This window comes from Psychrobacter sp. 1Y6 (assembly GCF_052258385.2).
In the GTDB taxonomy this organism is placed as follows: Bacteria; Pseudomonadota; Gammaproteobacteria; order Pseudomonadales; family Moraxellaceae; genus Psychrobacter.
The window spans coordinates 443,077-459,294 of sequence record NZ_JBQQEW020000001.1 but is presented as its reverse complement, the minus strand read 5'-3'; the positions used below and the strand labels follow the sequence as shown (position 1 = coordinate 459,294).

The window sequence follows — 16,218 nt, the reverse complement described above, 5'->3', positions numbered from 1 at the left end:
AAAACCAATTAGACATGCAAAATAAAAGCGTCCGTAACTTCAATGAGTTGCGGACGCTTTTTTATTCACTTATAGAACAGGTTGTCAAACTGGAAATATCAAACACTAAACACTAGGGCGCATAATTTGATAAACATTGCTTAAGTCATAAACGCGGTAACGAGCTGGTTCACGGCGATTTTCGCCAGCATAGCTCAGTATCAATGCCTGCTTGGCACGCTCATCGACCCAACCGACAAACAGTCCACTATGCTCGACGCCATTGTAGCCATGATTGATATAATAGAGCCAGTCGCCTGCTTCAATCTCACTGCTACTAGCATAGGGCCCTTGCGCATAAGTGCCTTTGTGTATGGTATTACGCGATACCCCTGCCCGATTAAATACAGCATTTAAATAGTCCCAGCAGCCACCTTGAATAATCGTGCGCTCGTTAAGTGCCATCTTGCGGGCGGTACTGACCACCTCACGTGCTGCCACACTACTCTGCGTCTCTGCATTGCTTAATAGCGGTAGATACTCGCTATCGACATTGTCATAGTTGCCTGATAAAAACGCTGGTAAGACTGTAGGTGCTGAACGCTGTACCTCAGGATAACGATAGGACGTATTCGTCGTTGATTGAATAGATTTTTGGGCGATAAGCATACTCATACTATCTGCATGAGCTTGTCCTACCATGCCGCAGGTAAATAGTAAAAAACCGCATGACGCGGCGACTGACGGTATAGACAAACGCAGCATGACTAACTCCTTGTCAACTAGATCTCAATGACAGTATCAATAATAAGAAGATAAATTTTATAATCCTACTTATAAACCATTTGCGCACAAATCTGCAAGCACTATTCGCCTGCGATAGGTGATAGACGGTATAAATATACTGATAGATGACGATATTGGAGAGGCACGTCAAGTGAAATTTAAAATGACACTTAAATTAGAAGTTTAGATAATATGAAGACAATAGCTATGCTTTAGTACAGTATGAAATGGAGAAAATATACTAATTACTCTTCATTTTAATATTTACATGGCGTTTCGTTAGCGCTTGCCCTTCTAAGATAGCTTTCGCAGCTTTTGCTTCTTGAACACTCTCAAAACCGGTAATATGATATTTATGAACGTCACTGCTATCGACAATCTGTAATTGCTCGCCAATCAGCGTTATCTTATCGCCATCTGTTAAATGAATATGCTCACGCTTACCTAGATTGTCATGGACCAGCTCGCCAGCCCTTACCCATAATGTACCGCTGCTAATCATACCGCTCATGGCTTTCTTATGCTGTTGACGCTTTTTATTGAAAATAAAGCTACCAATGATAAGCAGTGCAAGCGCACCAATGGCTAGACGCTCAGGCAACAAGCTCATCGCCATGGCAACTGCGACAGCCCCTACCAATAATGCAGAACCAAACCAAAACATGCCATTATCAGCAGCATTTGCTTGCCCTTGTAAGGTGATTTTGGCGCCATCATCAGTCAGCTTGAGCATGTGTTGTTACCTATTACATAATGTACGAATATTTTCTATTAAAAAACTGCCTATTAGCAGCTAACAGGCAGTTATTGACACTAAAAACAAAGACAGCATGCTTTATATAAACGCTAGTCTACCAACCAAGCGCCGTCTGTTGCATTTTTATCAATTCAGCAATGCCTTTTTCAGCTAATGACAGCATAGCATCTGCTTGAGCACGAGTGAACGGCTTTTCTTCAGCAGTGCCCTGCAGCTCAATGTACTCGCCTTTTTGGGTCATCACGACGTTCAAGTCGGTATCGCAGCTAGAGTCTTCTTCATAGTTTAGATCAAGATACGCTTCGCCATCTTTCATACCAACGGAAACTGCAGCAACTAATCCGATTAGCGGATCTGCTTTGAGTTTCTTGGCTTTTTGGATACTCTCTAGCGCATCGATAAGCGCAATCGCAGCACCAGTGATACTAGCCGTACGAGTACCACCATCCGCTTGCAACACATCGCAATCAAGATAGATGGTGTTTTCACCAAGTTTACTCAGATCAATCATGGCACGTAAGCTACGACCGATCAAACGCTGAATCTCTTGCGTACGACCTGACTGCTTACCGCGAGCCGCTTCACGCTGATTGCGCGTGTTGGTCGCACGTGGCAACATACCATACTCAGCTGTGATCCAACCTTTGCCTTTACCTTTGAGCCAGCGCGGCACACCAGATTCTACACTGGCAGTACATAGTACCTTGGTATCGCCAAAACTTACCAATACTGACCCTTCAGCATGCTTCGTATAATGGCGCTCAAAGCTGATCGAGCGAAGTTGGTCAAGCTCACGATTGTCAATACGCATAAAAATTCCTAGTACAATGTTATAAAAGCAGTGTCATAAAAATACCTATCAGTCGTTAGTAAACACATTGATAGGTATGTAGTCGACTAAAATCTTAAGATATCCTAACGTGACAACGGCGCAATAGCAAGATTCGCACCTGCCATTACGCCATCGTTATCAACAGAATATCAGATATAAACTATTCTAACCCTTCCATCTTACGCAATTCCTTACGTAGGATTTTGCCAACGTTCGACTTTGGTAATTCGTCAACGAACTGTATATGACGTGGGCGCTTATAGCCAGTCAGTTGTTTTTTGCCATACTCCAATAGCTCTTTTTCAGTCACGTCGCCTTTTTTGACCACAAACAGCTTTGGCTCTTCGCCGCGATCATCGTTCGGTACACCAATAGCACCGCATTCTACGACTGCTGGATGCTCACTCATCGCCTCTTCGATTTCGTTTGGATAGACGTTGAAACCAGATACCAAAATCATGTCTTTTTTGCGATCAACAATTTTGATAAAGCCTTTTTCGTCCATGATGCCGATATCGCCCGTTTTTAAGTAACCACTGGCTGTAAAGGATTCAGCAGTTTCTTTCGGACGATTCTGATAACCAATCATGACCTGTGGACCTTTTACGCAGATCTCACCGCGATCGCCCATGGCTACTATATTTTCTTCATCATCAATGAGTACGATATCGGTGCTAGGCGCGGGAATACCGATTTTTCCAGTAAATTCCGCAATAGTCATCGGATTAAATGCTACGACAGGTGAGGTCTCAGACAAGCCGTAACCTTCAACGATAGGCAGACCAGTGATTTTATGCCACTCTTTCGCTACGCTAGGCAATACTGACATACCACCGCCGATAGACGCTTTGAGATTAGAAAAGTCCAAATCAGCAAAGTTATCTTTGTGTACTAACCCATTAAACAAGGTATTTACAGCAGGGATAAACGCTGGCTTGTATTTAGCCATCTCTTTGATAAGCCCATCAAGATCGCGCGGATTCGGAATGAGTAGCGAGGCATAGCCTTGATACATACTACACATACCGCAGACCATAAATGAGAATACGTGATATAGCGGCAGTGCGGTCAAAATCACATCTCTACCATCTATATCATCATCAAATGCACTGTTCATCAGTGCGCTGACCTGTAACATGTTGGCGACTAGATTGCCGTGAGACAGCATCGCGCCTTTCGCTACTCCTGTCGTACCACCAGTATATTGTAGCAAGGCCACATCACTCAAGTTCAACTCAGGTCGTTGGTACTTACTGGCTGATTCAGCATTTAAGGCATGCTTGAAGCTCACGCTGTTCGGTATGCTATAAGCAGGAATCATCTTTTTGACATGACGAGCCACGAGGTTGACCACAGCTCCTTTAATCGTACCTAGCATATCACCAATGGTACACACGACTACATGCTCTACCTGACCTTTGTCTTCGGCCTCTTGATACGTTTTGGCAAAGTTTTCAACAATAAATAGTGCTTTAGCACCACTGTCATGCAACTGATGTGACAGCTCACGGCTGGTGTATAGAGGGTTTACATTGACCAAGACCATCCCTGCACGAATGATACCCAAAGCAACCACTGGGTACTGCAAGACGTTGGGCATCATTACCCCAACTTTATCGCCTTCGACCAGTCCTATTGATTGCAAATAACTGGCAATCTGTCGACTATATAGGTCTAATTGCTTAAAAGTAATCGATGAGCCCATGCAGATATAGGCAGGTTTTTGGCCATAACGGCTAAAATTACGCTCGAACACATCAAGTAAAGAGGTATTATCTTCTGGCATCTCGATGGTAGCATCGATGCTATAGCGCTCATATGCGCTCAGCCACGGACTATCACTGTCGATGGTCGGCATAGTAGGAAACGCATTGCTTTGATAAACGTCGTTGGTAGTATTGGCTTTATCATCAGTTGCAGCGCTATTATCTGTCGTTTTTTTATTAATATTATCCGTCATAATTTTCCCTAAATGTTACTGTTAAAAACATTGAATATGCTAATGGAAACACCATTTTTTATGATTATTGCTGACAGCAGAAGCTTATGAATAAGAAATAGATAAGTATGATCGGGTTTGTCATTCATAAGCTTTGCAAATTAAAGTGTGTTACTGGGTCTATGATAAATAATACTACCACTCAGCACGACCAAGTCGAGAACAATATTCACCACCATGATTTCACTAGTCACCTTAAGCAAAACCAGTACGATTTTTTGGACAAAAACAAAAATACGTCGATGGTCACTATAGCAGTTTTAATAGATATTCTCTATTAATAGTAGCTGTCATCCACAAATGTCAAAAGCGATAAAGACAAAAAAATGATAAGACAGCATGGTTGCAGCCTTATCATTTTTGGTTACTACTTTGGTTACTACAGTATCTAATCGTGCGTTACTTTCACATGTATCTTTGGTTGATACACGCATCTATCAAACAATTATATAGGTGCGTGTATCAGCAAATTAACCGTGGTTTTTTTCTTCAAGTACGCGTAGATCTTTACGCAAAATCTTACCAACGTTCGATTTTGGTAGCTCATCAATAAACTCAACACGACGAGGACGCTTATAACCTGTTAGGTTCTCTTTACCGTACTCAAGAACTTCTTCGGTGGTCAGACTTGAATCGTTACGGACAACATAGATCTTAGGAATCTCACCGCTTTTCTCATCTTCGATACCGATGACGCCACATTCCAAAATCTTAGGATGGCCAGCCATGACTTCTTCGACTTCATTCGGATAAACGTTAAAACCAGACACCAAAATCATGTCTTTTTTGCGGTCAACGATGGTCACATATCCGTTGTCAGCCATGATACCGATATCACCAGTACGGAAGAATCCATCTGCTGTCATGACTTCGGCAGTAGCATCTTCGCGGTTCCAGTAACCTTTCATGACCTGTGCACCACGAACACTAATCTCACCGCGCTCACCAAGTGCCACTTCATTACCAGCATCATCTAAGATCGCCACATCGGTTGCTGGCATAGGGACACCAATAGTGCCAGTGAATGTCTTGCTGTTGCTAGGGTTAGCGGTCGCGACTGGTGATGTTTCAGACAAGCCATAACCTTGAATAATAATATTACCTGTCACTTGGCGCCATTTTTCGGCTGTTGGGCTCAGTACCGCCATGCCACCACCCATCGACTGACGCAGCTTGCTATGATCCATCGCGATAAATTCTTCGTTATTGGCAAGTGCGTTAAACAACGTGTTTACCGCTGGGAAGAACGCTGGTGGGTTGGCTTTATATGCTTTTAACAAGCTATCAAGATCGCGTGGATTTGGTACTAATAATACAACACAACCGCGATACAGACCGAACATACCACATACGGTGAATGAGAAAATATGATACATCGGCAATGCCGTCATAATCACAGGTTGCTCACCTCTTTGATCGAAATCATCAAAAGCGGTGCCCAAAAAGGTATTAGACTGAATTAAGTTTGCCACCAAGTTTTTGTGCGTTAGCATTGCACCTTTCGCCACACCTGTCGTACCACCGGTATATTGTAGGACGGCGATATCATCAAGCGTGATATTGGTTGGGCGCTTATATTTGCTAGCCGTGACTTGCTTTAATGCACTTTTGAAACTAACGCTATTAGAAATACTATAGTCTGGCACCATTTTTTTGACATGGCGGACGACCGTATTGACCATAAAGCCTTTGAGCGTACCCATCAAATCGCCCATACCTGTAATCACGACTTTATCGACCACATTGCGACCGATGTCTTGATAGGTTTTGGCAAAGTTTTCGACCATGATCAGCACTTTGGCTTCTGAATCAGTCAACTGATGCTCAAGCTCTCTGGTAGTGTACAGAGGGTTGACGTTAACTAAGGTAAAGCCTGCACGTAGTACAGCGATGACAGAGATTGGTAACTGCAAAATGTTGGGCATCATGACCGCAACTTTATCGCCTTTGACCAATCCTAATGACTGTAGATAAGCGGCCATTTGACGGCTGTATAAATCTACTTCTTGGAAGCTTAACGATGAACCCATGCAGATATAGGCAGTTTTATCAGCATTTTCAGCGAAGCTTTTTTCGAAAATATCGATAAGTGACGTATTGTCGGCTGGCAACTCAATGTCATACTCCAGACCAAGTTCTTCATACGTTTTTAGCCAAACTTTATCGTCACGACGGGTTAAGTTTCCTTGATTTTCCATAATCTTTTCTCTCCTAGTAATAATACATTACCGTCAACCCACGCCAATCACAGTGTGATAAATATACAAAACGTCAGAGTCTTGCCTATCGTTATGATAAAAAGCAAGGCTGCGACATATTTGTATAGTGCTGAGCGAACAATATAGCGGTAAATAGCCCTTTGTTCATTAACATACACACTTTATACATAGTACTCAATACAAAAGATTGCTACACCAGTTCTCAAATAGGCTTGACGCTAAATATCCCTATAAATATCAATATATTAGACTAAAAATCTCAGTCAAGCTATTAGAAAATATGACCCTTAACTTCTGCTTCATAATGACCATCCCGACACGATATCTGTTCACTATTGGCTATTTTTTAGCGCACTCGCCAGCTCAGTTAACGTCACAAAGTTGCGACGAGTACCATCAGTATCGCTACTTAGTCTATCTGCGATACTACTTTTGGCAAGCTTAGTGCTATCACTGTACTGCCAGTCATTAATATAATCGCTTTGAGTCAAGCGTTGACCGAACCCTGCTACTGCCATCGCAAACTGAGTATCGATACTGGCTTTATTTAAAGCGTGGCTAGCTTTATTAATCGGTTGGCTAATCAGTTTAGAGCTACCACCTGTCGGTGCTTTATAACGAATTTTTAGATAGCCAAGCTCATTAGAGTTCTTTTTATTATTCGAACTAGTACTGGCATTGCTATTAGCATAACGGCGATCGCTGTATAACCCTTTTTGACCTTTTGGTGTCACCTCAAACAAAGCGATAACCGCCTTACCTGCCCCAAGCTCACCTGCATCAATTTTGTCATTATTGAAGTCTTCTTCAGCCAGTACGCGATTTTCATAACCAATCAAGCGCCACTCACTCACCACATCAGGATTAAACTCAACTTGGACTTTTACGTCTTTAGCGACGGTGTTAAATGTCGCAGCTAACTCATCACCAAAGACTTTTTTGGCTTCAGTTAGACTGTCAATATAGCTGTAATTACCATTGCCGTTGTCCGCCATCTGTTCCATCATGTGATCATTCAGATTACCGCGACCAAAGCCAACGGTAGACAAAGAGATACCGCGATCGCGATTGGCTTTGACCAAATCAAGCATATCATCGACATCACTAATACCAACGTTAAAATCGCCATCCGTCAGCATCATGATTCGATTGATACCGTTCTTTTTCAGTCCCTGTTCAGCTTGTCTGTAGGCCAATTTCAGAGCGTCTTCCCCATTGGTTGAGCCTGAGGCATTTAACCCCTCGATCGCAGCCAATATTTTTGCTTTTTGGTCACCACTGGTCGCAGGCAACGCCACACTAGTACTACCTGAATAGGTCACGATACTGATGCTGTCTTGAGCACGCATTTGCTCTGTCAACAGCTTAAGCGACGACTGTGCCAATGGCAGCTTATCGCGCGACGACATAGAGCCTGACACATCTACTAAAAATACGAGATTGGCAGGTGGCATAGATTGCTTGTCCGTTTTTTGCGACCAGCTACCATCAACGGCTTTGATACCGACCTTGACGATTTTATTATCCTGATCCGCTCTATCCCAAGGTGAGTCCACTACTTCAGTTGATACAACAAATGGGGCACTACCTAAGCGTTTGCCATCATCAAATTGATAGTTGAAATAATTAATCAATTCATCTACCCGTACGGCATCAACAGGTGGTAGTTGACCCTCGTTTAAATAGCGGCGCACATTGGCGTAGCTGCCCGTATCGGTATCGATAGACAAGGTTGATACCGCCATATCCGTAGTTCGATGTACAGGATTGGCTGCGTTTTTTTGATAGTTGTCTTTTGCCTCTGGCGTGACTATGATGCTCGGTGATGGGCGTACGATACCTGTCTGTGCCGCAGAACGTATCATCATCTGTTGGCTGATGACTGATGGCTTAACACTGGGTGACGCCATGATAGACTCTGACATCACTGCTGCATCTTGATTGACTGTACTGCTTGTCTCGGCTGGTAGCGTTTTGCTCATTTGTGAAGGGCTACAGGCTATCAATCCTAGACTGGTTATAGCAGTAATCAATAGTACATTTCTAGTAGTGTTTTTCCCTAGGTGCTTACTTTCTTTTTTTAGCATTGTAGAGGCAGAAACTTGAGATAAAGGATCAAATGACATAACAGAAATTCCTTATTGTAAGATAATTCAGTAGCGACTTGTCCGTGTCAATATATGGTTAATGCTATCTAAATAGGCAAAGCAGCCGCCTTATTCAGTCTATTAACTGTCATACTTTCAGTTATTAATTTTGCATTAAAACTATTTTGAACCTACTGTTTTTGGATTGATGATAGACAAAATATCTTAAATAAAAAGGATTCAACCTTAAGACATTTATTAACCATATAAAAAACAAATATTAGATTTACTATACTTAACTTAATCTATAAAAGCTATGAATCACCATACTATAAAAGACCCTTATAAGTACTTGTCTTAAGCACGTCACGAGATGTCGTATATTCTGACATACGTCTTTTTAATTGGTGCAATATCCTTTACGATAGCACTATCCTATTTGTATGCTTGAACCAATTATCTATACCTATTAAAACTGATAAGTGAATCCTATTTTATGTCTGATGTTATTGATCATACGATCGCCCCAATTATTCCTAATGAGCCGATGGATACTCGTTCAGTCGCAGAGTTCACTGAGCAGGCCTACCTCAACTATGCCATGTACGTCATCATGGATCGGGCGTTGCCAAATATCGCTGACGGTCTAAAACCTGTCCAGCGTCGCATCGTCTATGCCATGAGCGAGCTTGGGCTAAAGTCATCTGCTAAGGCCAAGAAATCCGCGCGTACGGTTGGTGACGTATTGGGTAAATACCATCCGCATGGTGATAGCGCTTGTTACGAAGCGATGGTACTGATGGCACAGCCGTTCAGCTATCGCTATCCGCTTATCACTGGACAAGGTAACTGGGGTAGCCCAGATGATCCGAAATCCTTTGCCGCAATGCGTTATACCGAAGCCAAAATGTCAGCTTATGCCAATACTTTGCTCGCAGAACTGGGACAAGGTACAGTCGATTGGCAAGATAACTTTGATGGCACGATGCAAGAACCAACTACCCTACCTGCCCGCTTACCTAATATTTTATTGAACGGTACGACAGGTATCGCGGTTGGTATGGCAACAGATATTCCGCCACATAACCTTAATGAAGTGGTACGCGCGGCCATTCGTTTGCTCAAAAACCCAGAGCTGTCGGTGAAGCAGCTCACGCAATCGATACCAGCACCTGACTTACCAACGCCAGCTGAAATCATCACTAGCAAAAAAGACTTGCAGGCGATGTACGAGACTGGTCGTGGCAGCTATAAGATGCGCGCCACGTTCCATATCGATACTAAAGAGAAGAATCTCGTCATCATTGATGCATTGCCCTACCAAGTCTCAGGCAATAAAATCCAAGAGCAAATAGCCAAGCTCATGACGGATAAAAAGCTGCCTTGGATCACTGATATTCATGATGAATCAGATCACGAGAATGCCTGCCGTATTGTATTAGAGCTACGCTCGACGCGGGTCGATGTCGAGCGTGTTATGAGTCATCTATTCGCCAGTACAGACCTAGAGAGTAATTACCGCGTCAATATGAATATGATCGGTCTAAATGGTAAGCCGCAGGTCAAAAACCTAAAAGAAGTATTGGAAGAATGGCTCATCTGTCGCCGTTCAGTAGTCACGCGCCGCTTGCAATACCGCCTTGATAAAATCGATAAGCGCTTGCACATTCTGGCAGGTTTGCTGATCGCCTATCTCAATATCGATGAAGTGATTCGCATCATTCGTGAAGAGGATGATCCAAAAGCAACCTTGATGCAGGATTATGACCTGACTGACATTCAAGCCAATGCTATCTTAGATATTCGTTTGCGTCAGTTGGCAAAATTAGAGGAAATTGAGCTGCGCCGCGAGCAAGATGAACTCGCTGCCGAACGTGCCATCATTCAAGAGTACTTAGACAATCCAGACAGTCTAACCAATCTGATGATCGATGAGCTTACCGCCGATATGAAAGAACACGGTAATGAGCGTGTGTCGCCATTAGCAGAACGCGAAGAAGCTCAGGCACTAAAAGAGTCAGACCTCGTACCGAGTGAGCCGGTCACTGCTATCTTATCAAAGGCAGGTTGGATTCGTGCCGCTAAGGGCCATGATGTCGATGCTGCTGGTATGAGTTACCGCTCAGGTGACAGCTATCAAGCGCACGTGCGCGGCAAATCAAACGAAAGGATTTACGTACTCGATAGTACGGGACGCAGTTACAGTATCGATGCGCACAACTTAGCGTCTGCGCGTGGTCAAGGTGATCCATTGACCAGTGTATTAAAGCCGCCAGCAGGCGCTAGCTTTGAGCAGCTACTAACGGGTGATAACGATCAACGCATTATCCTTGCTAGTTCAGCAGGTTATGGTTTTATCAATACCATTGGCAACCTCGATAGCAATCAAAAAGCTGGTAAAAACGTCATTAACCTAGCAACTGACAGTCGACTGCTCCCTGTTGCACGTATCGATGCGCCAGTAGAGACGGCCGCTAATACCGAAGGTGAAAATAGCAATGTGCGTGTGACACCTGATCATGTTGCTGTCGCGACCAATGCAGGGTATCTACTGATATTTGCTCTTGATGATTTGCCTGAACAGGCTCGCGGTAAAGGGAACAAACTTATTAAGTTGAAAGACGGTGAAGAGGTACTCGCTATCACACCACTTAGTCAGCAAGACAGCCTTGTTATCACTGCTGGCAAACGCCATGTGACACTCAAGCCAAATGATTTGGCTAACTATACGGGTGTTCGCGGTAATCGTGGTGGTCAGTTGCCAAGAGGCTTTCAGAATGTGACGAGTGTTGAAGTTGGGTGATTTTAGCTTGAGTAAGCTCGATTAATAGCCTAGTTGACGTATGGTGCGCCCCGTGCACCATTTTTAGAGATTATTATTATTTTAGTGTGTTGGGAGCACCATATAGCTAACCTATCCATGCTTATATTTTCTAAAATATATTATTGTAGATTAGTTAAATTTTGACATAATCAGTATATTTAAAATCGAATTGAAATTAATTAAGTTTCAAGTAACTAAAATAAATTTATTTAACTTTTTGGGAGTATATTGTGAGTGAGCAACATGTTTACATTTATGTTAGAGAACGAGACCATGTAATAAGCGACGAACAAAAAGAAAAAGCGTTTTCGCTTTTTGACGAAAATATTATTGAGTGTGAACATGAACCCTATTTTGACGCAGTTGAAAATTTAGAACTAACCCATTCAAATGTTGTTATTACTAGCCCATTTATTATGACCGCTGGAGATTTTGTAGCAACCAATAGATTTTGGCAATTAGATGACAATGACAACGAAGAATTTGAAAGCGATATTAATGAAACCATATCTATTCGCCCAAAAATATTACAAGAATTAGAAAACATACTAGGTACTAAAGTTGCTGTTGTATGGGAGCATCGAGATTAGCAACCGTAGGCTGGGCTTTTACCATGCAACAACAAGAACTTTACCTCTTCACTACGTCAACACAACTTACTTTCATCAAAAAGCCGCCCATACACAGTATAGGCGGCTTTTCTACGCTACTCAAAATAGAGAAATTATTTAAGACTTATTAGATACAGCATCCTCAAAGATCGCTTTCAGGAAGCTTGTAATCTGAGTGCTTTTCATTAGATACGGATTAAAGTCAGCACCTGCTGAAACGCTTTTTAGGGTATATGCTTCGTCTTCTGCACTTGATGTTAAATATTTTATTAAAAACCCATCCCACCTACGTTCTTCTATTTCCTCAATCTCACTGAGGTGGGGTACTAGGTAAGAGTACTCATTGATCAATTTTACTAGTATTTCATTGATAAGAGGTCTTGGACCTTCAATATTTTGAATAAAGTAATTGTCATTCACGACAAGCGCTGAGGTTACACCACTTTTTTCATTATTCCTCCGCCATTGCTCAAGCAGACGAGCCAACCCTACTCCATTATTACTGTCACTATTTCTGCCAATATACGTTAGGCTTAGCGTAATATGCTCACCCTGTCTTTTTCTATTTTCTAAAGGTTGGCTGGTAGTGATCTGCATGAGAAACCTTATTTGTAAAAAATTATCTAAATCAAAAGACACTTTATAGACGGCTTTTTTGTGCCAATTGAAATAGATGACTCTTATGATATGTAAATGCTACTCATCTAAAACCTATCGGATTCAGCACCTTCAAATATCGCTGTTAGAAAATTTTCAATCTGAGTACTGTTCATTAGATAAGGATTAAAATCAAAACCTGCTGAGAAACTTTTTAAGGCATATTCTTCATCTTCGGCACTTTCCGTCAGATGCTTGGTTACGAATCCATCCCATCGAAGCGCTTCTATCTCTTCCACCTTGACAACATTAGGAACAACCTTGAAATGCTCATCAATTATCTTCGCTAGAGCAGCGTTGACCGCCGGTCTTGAGCCTTGAATGTTTTGAACAAAATAACCGTCATTGATCACAAGCGCTGCAACTAACCCACTTTCCTCAAAGTATCTTCGCCACTGTTCAAGAGCACGAGTCAACTCTATACCTGTTTTCATTTCGATGTTTTTACCGATATACGTTAGGCTAATCAGCAGATGCTCGCCATGTCTTCTCCTATTTTCTGAAGTTTGACTGGTCGTTATTTGCATAAGAAAATCCATTTATATAATAGGTATATAAATTAATATACACTCTATCATAAAGTATAATCAATAAAACTCTTGCGAATTGACCAGCTTCTTATCATCCATACTTTAAAATAACATGACAAAAACAGGTATCACTAAGGCATTTCTAGTAGTTAAATCCTGCAAGAGTCAGGTATGAATAGTCACCTATGAACATCCGCCAATATTCTGTCCAATTGCTAAGAAAACATCCTGTACCGATACTGCTAACTTGCTTTCAACAAAAAGCCGCCTATACATAGGTATGGACGGCTTTTCTATTCTAGCTAGGGCAAGTGCTACTAACTACTCTAAGAGGTAAATGCTTAAAAACTAAATGCTACTCATTAAAAATTAATTGGATTCAGCATCTTCAAATATCGCTTTCAAAAAGCTTTCAATCTGAGAGCTTTTCATTAGATAAGGATTGTAGTCAGAGCCTGCTGAGAAGTTCTTTAGGGCATGCTCTTCATCTTCAACGCTTGAGGTTAAATGCTTAACTAAAAACCCATTCCAGTGGCGCGATTCTATTTCCTCTATATTCACAATATTAGGGACAATAGTTGAATGTTCGTCAAATATTTTTTCCAAGGCAGTATTGATAGCAGGTCTTGTTCCTTGAAAACTTTGAACGAAATAACCTTCACTAATGACTAAAGCTGAAACGATATCGTTTTCTTCAAAATATCTGCGCCAGTACTCAAGTGCGCGAGTCAGCTCAATCCCAGAATCTAGATCGACATTTTTGGCGATATATGTCATATGGATAAGAATATGCTCGCCATGCCTTTTTCTATCTTCTGAAGGTTGGCTTGTCGTTATGTTCATAAGAAACCTTATTTATAAAAAATTCATTTAAATCAAGGTATACTTTAAGATAAAGTATAATTAATAACGTTTTTTATCATTTGCTATGATTTTTTAGATTTATAACATAGAAGTTTCAATGATATAGCATACCGATATCCATAGTAGTAAAATTATACTACAAAGTTGTCACGTTCAGTATCTTGGCATTATTCCAATAGTTAACAAGCCTAATCTATATTCTCCTATAGCCCTGCCTCAACGCCCTTATATGACTGAGCCACGTTTACTGATTAACTAAATATTATAAACATCAATCAGATTCTTTAATGTCTATTAAGCTAGCCCGTTTATAGGTATATGAAACATAACCTACCCTCAATAAAAAGCCGTCTATGCTATGTATAAACAGTTTTGTATAGACGGCTCTGTTGCATGCTAATTGTTGCATATTAATTGAATAGCTAACGTATTAATACCGACCCATCTCAACGGTTGTTTCAGCAAGTACCGAGTCGCCTTGCCATGCTTGTACATCTACCGTATACAGATGGTTTTTTCCACCAGAGCAAGGCGGCTTATATGCACCGCCCGCCTCACCTTTGCGGTTACGGTATTCTGCGACCATCTCAATACCTACTGGCACTTCGTAAGTATGACCAAATACTCGTGGCACTTCTGCGCTCGTAGCACCCTCTGGTAGTGCGAACTCGACAATGCCATGGCCGCCATGCTGCATACGTTTATTGCTTACATCGTTGTAGACGAATACCAAGCTTTCAGCTCCTGTAGGAATGTTTGAGACAGTCATGCTAGGCGTGGCTGGACTTTTGCCATCATAATGTAGACATTGCTGCCCCTCAGGTATTTTTTTGCCATCCCAAGCAGCATCATTAAATTTAACATCCATTGCAAAAGCGTTGGCAGATAAAGCCACTGTTGCCAAAACTGTAACCGATTTTAAGGTGAAAAATTTCATACTTGTTCCTTTAGGTAGCTGATGCATTAATAATGATAGTCATCTTATTTCGTAGATTAGTTTTGATAATTGAATATAACTTTATAATAAATAGACACGATTAAGTTAATCATGTCGTTTAGCATTTTTGTTAATCCTTTGGACAAGCAATGAACGGTTCTACAGGCTACATGCAAATACTGTCTCAATAAGCATACTTGTAGCATCATAGGTTACTCGATAGGTATTTATCTGATTGGGTATGTTGTAGTAGTATCTGAATCATTGTATCTACACGACTAAAAATAATAGGATCATCATGTTTATCGAAGATAAGATTGCCAAAGAAAGTATGACTACTAAGATTTCGACCCCCAAAATCATCTTTTTTGACATCGATGATACCTTAAGCCGTAACGGCATTATCGCTGAACACAATAAATCGACGCTTGAGCAGCTTGCAGATACCGATATTAAACTAGTGATTTCGACTGGTCGTTCTAAAGCCATATTGCCTGAGGACATTCTAGCGTTGCTTGATGCAGATATATTGGACGCCATTATTTGTATGAATGGACAATACAGTTTTGATAAAAGCGGCCGAATCAGCCACTACCCGTTAACTGCTGAACAGACAGATAAAATCGTACGCCTGTGCCAACAGAGTGATTTGATTCATAAGTTTGACTCTGCCACTCATATCGCGTGGTCAGGTGAAAATGAACGTTTACGCGAGTTCAATGCTGTCACACCCAATTCGATCCTTGACCCTGAGTACTACAAAATAAATACCGTCTATCAATGCTCGGTATTTTTTAATAATCAGCAAGAAAAAATGCAGGATATCGACTTTGCTCAGTATGATTTAAAGTTGGTACATTGGCATCAGATTGGTGCCGATATCTTGCCAGCAGAGGCATCAAAAGCTCGCGGTATCAAAGATATGTGCGAGTACTATGCGGTAGATGCAAGCGAGTGTATGGCATTTGGTGATGGTATGAATGACTTAGAAATGTTCGACTTAGTTGGGTTTGCTGTGGCCATGGGAGATGCACAGCCAGCTTTAATAGAACGCGCTGACTTTGTCACTGGGACGATCGAAGAGTATGGTATTCAAACCGTGCTCAATCAGTTAGCAATAAAGTCGTAAGATTGTT

Annotated in this window: 13 protein-coding genes; 3 read left to right on the top strand and 10 right to left on the bottom strand. The window is 41.6% G+C overall.

Going from position 1 to position 16,218, the window contains the following annotated elements; translation table 11 throughout:
* Positions 1-105: 105 nt before the first annotated feature.
* The 6 genes from ACTXGF_RS15540 to ACTXGF_RS15515 form a co-directional block, all read right to left on the bottom strand.
* Positions 106-744, bottom strand: coding sequence for a hypothetical protein (locus ACTXGF_RS15540; RefSeq protein ID WP_443535201.1), 639 nt, complete (start codon positions 742-744; stop codon positions 106-108).
* A 262-nt stretch (positions 745-1,006) separates the two neighbouring features.
* Positions 1,007-1,498: a hypothetical protein gene (locus ACTXGF_RS15535; RefSeq protein ID WP_443535203.1), complete on the bottom strand. Its 492-nt coding sequence runs from the start codon at positions 1,496-1,498 to the stop codon at positions 1,007-1,009.
* Between the two features lie 118 nt (positions 1,499-1,616).
* Positions 1,617-2,333, bottom strand: coding sequence for a ribonuclease PH (rph, locus tag ACTXGF_RS15530; protein WP_057761673.1), 717 nt, complete (start codon positions 2,331-2,333; stop codon positions 1,617-1,619).
* A gap of 181 nt (positions 2,334-2,514) precedes the next feature.
* A complete protein-coding gene (locus ACTXGF_RS15525) occupies positions 2,515-4,314 on the bottom strand; it encodes an AMP-binding protein (protein WP_443535205.1) in 1,800 nt (599 codons plus the stop codon).
* Between the two features lie 509 nt (positions 4,315-4,823).
* Positions 4,824-6,551: an AMP-binding protein gene (locus ACTXGF_RS15520; RefSeq protein WP_443535207.1), complete on the bottom strand. Its 1,728-nt coding sequence runs from the start codon at positions 6,549-6,551 to the stop codon at positions 4,824-4,826.
* A gap of 353 nt (positions 6,552-6,904) precedes the next feature.
* Positions 6,905-8,698, bottom strand: a complete 1,794-nt coding sequence (locus ACTXGF_RS15515; RefSeq protein ID WP_443535209.1) for a vWA domain-containing protein — start codon at positions 8,696-8,698, stop codon at positions 6,905-6,907.
* A 457-nt stretch (positions 8,699-9,155) separates the two neighbouring features.
* On the opposite strand from ACTXGF_RS15515, the gene parC reads away from it, so the two are divergent.
* Together parC and ACTXGF_RS15505 are read left to right on the top strand one after the other, a co-directional pair.
* The gene (parC, locus tag ACTXGF_RS15510) at positions 9,156-11,462 is read left to right on the top strand and encodes a DNA topoisomerase IV subunit A (RefSeq protein WP_443535211.1); all 2,307 of its coding nucleotides are present in this window, start codon (positions 9,156-9,158) and stop codon (positions 11,460-11,462) included.
* Positions 11,463-11,713: 251 nt separating this feature from the next.
* A complete protein-coding gene (locus ACTXGF_RS15505) occupies positions 11,714-12,073 on the top strand; it encodes a hypothetical protein (RefSeq protein ID WP_165597893.1) in 360 nt (119 codons plus the stop codon).
* 138 nt (positions 12,074-12,211) lie between these two features.
* On the opposite strand, the gene ACTXGF_RS15500 is transcribed toward ACTXGF_RS15505, so the two are convergent.
* The 4 genes from ACTXGF_RS15500 to ACTXGF_RS15485 form a co-directional block, all read right to left on the bottom strand.
* Positions 12,212-12,691 (bottom strand): BLUF domain-containing protein, encoded by a 480-nt coding sequence (locus tag ACTXGF_RS15500; protein ID WP_443535213.1) that lies wholly within the window; start codon positions 12,689-12,691, stop codon positions 12,212-12,214.
* 107 nt (positions 12,692-12,798) lie between these two features.
* Positions 12,799-13,278, bottom strand: a complete 480-nt coding sequence (locus ACTXGF_RS15495) for a BLUF domain-containing protein (RefSeq protein ID WP_443535215.1) — start codon at positions 13,276-13,278, stop codon at positions 12,799-12,801.
* 372 nt (positions 13,279-13,650) lie between these two features.
* Positions 13,651-14,124 (bottom strand): BLUF domain-containing protein, encoded by a 474-nt coding sequence (locus tag ACTXGF_RS15490; RefSeq protein WP_443535217.1) that lies wholly within the window; start codon positions 14,122-14,124, stop codon positions 13,651-13,653.
* A gap of 451 nt (positions 14,125-14,575) precedes the next feature.
* Positions 14,576-15,082: a hypothetical protein gene (locus tag ACTXGF_RS15485; protein ID WP_443535218.1), complete on the bottom strand. Its 507-nt coding sequence runs from the start codon at positions 15,080-15,082 to the stop codon at positions 14,576-14,578.
* Between the two features lie 298 nt (positions 15,083-15,380).
* On the opposite strand from ACTXGF_RS15485, the gene ACTXGF_RS15480 reads away from it, so the two are divergent.
* The gene (locus tag ACTXGF_RS15480; RefSeq protein WP_443535220.1) at positions 15,381-16,211 is read left to right on the top strand and encodes a Cof-type HAD-IIB family hydrolase; all 831 of its coding nucleotides are present in this window, start codon (positions 15,381-15,383) and stop codon (positions 16,209-16,211) included.
* Positions 16,212-16,218 lie beyond the last annotated feature (7 nt).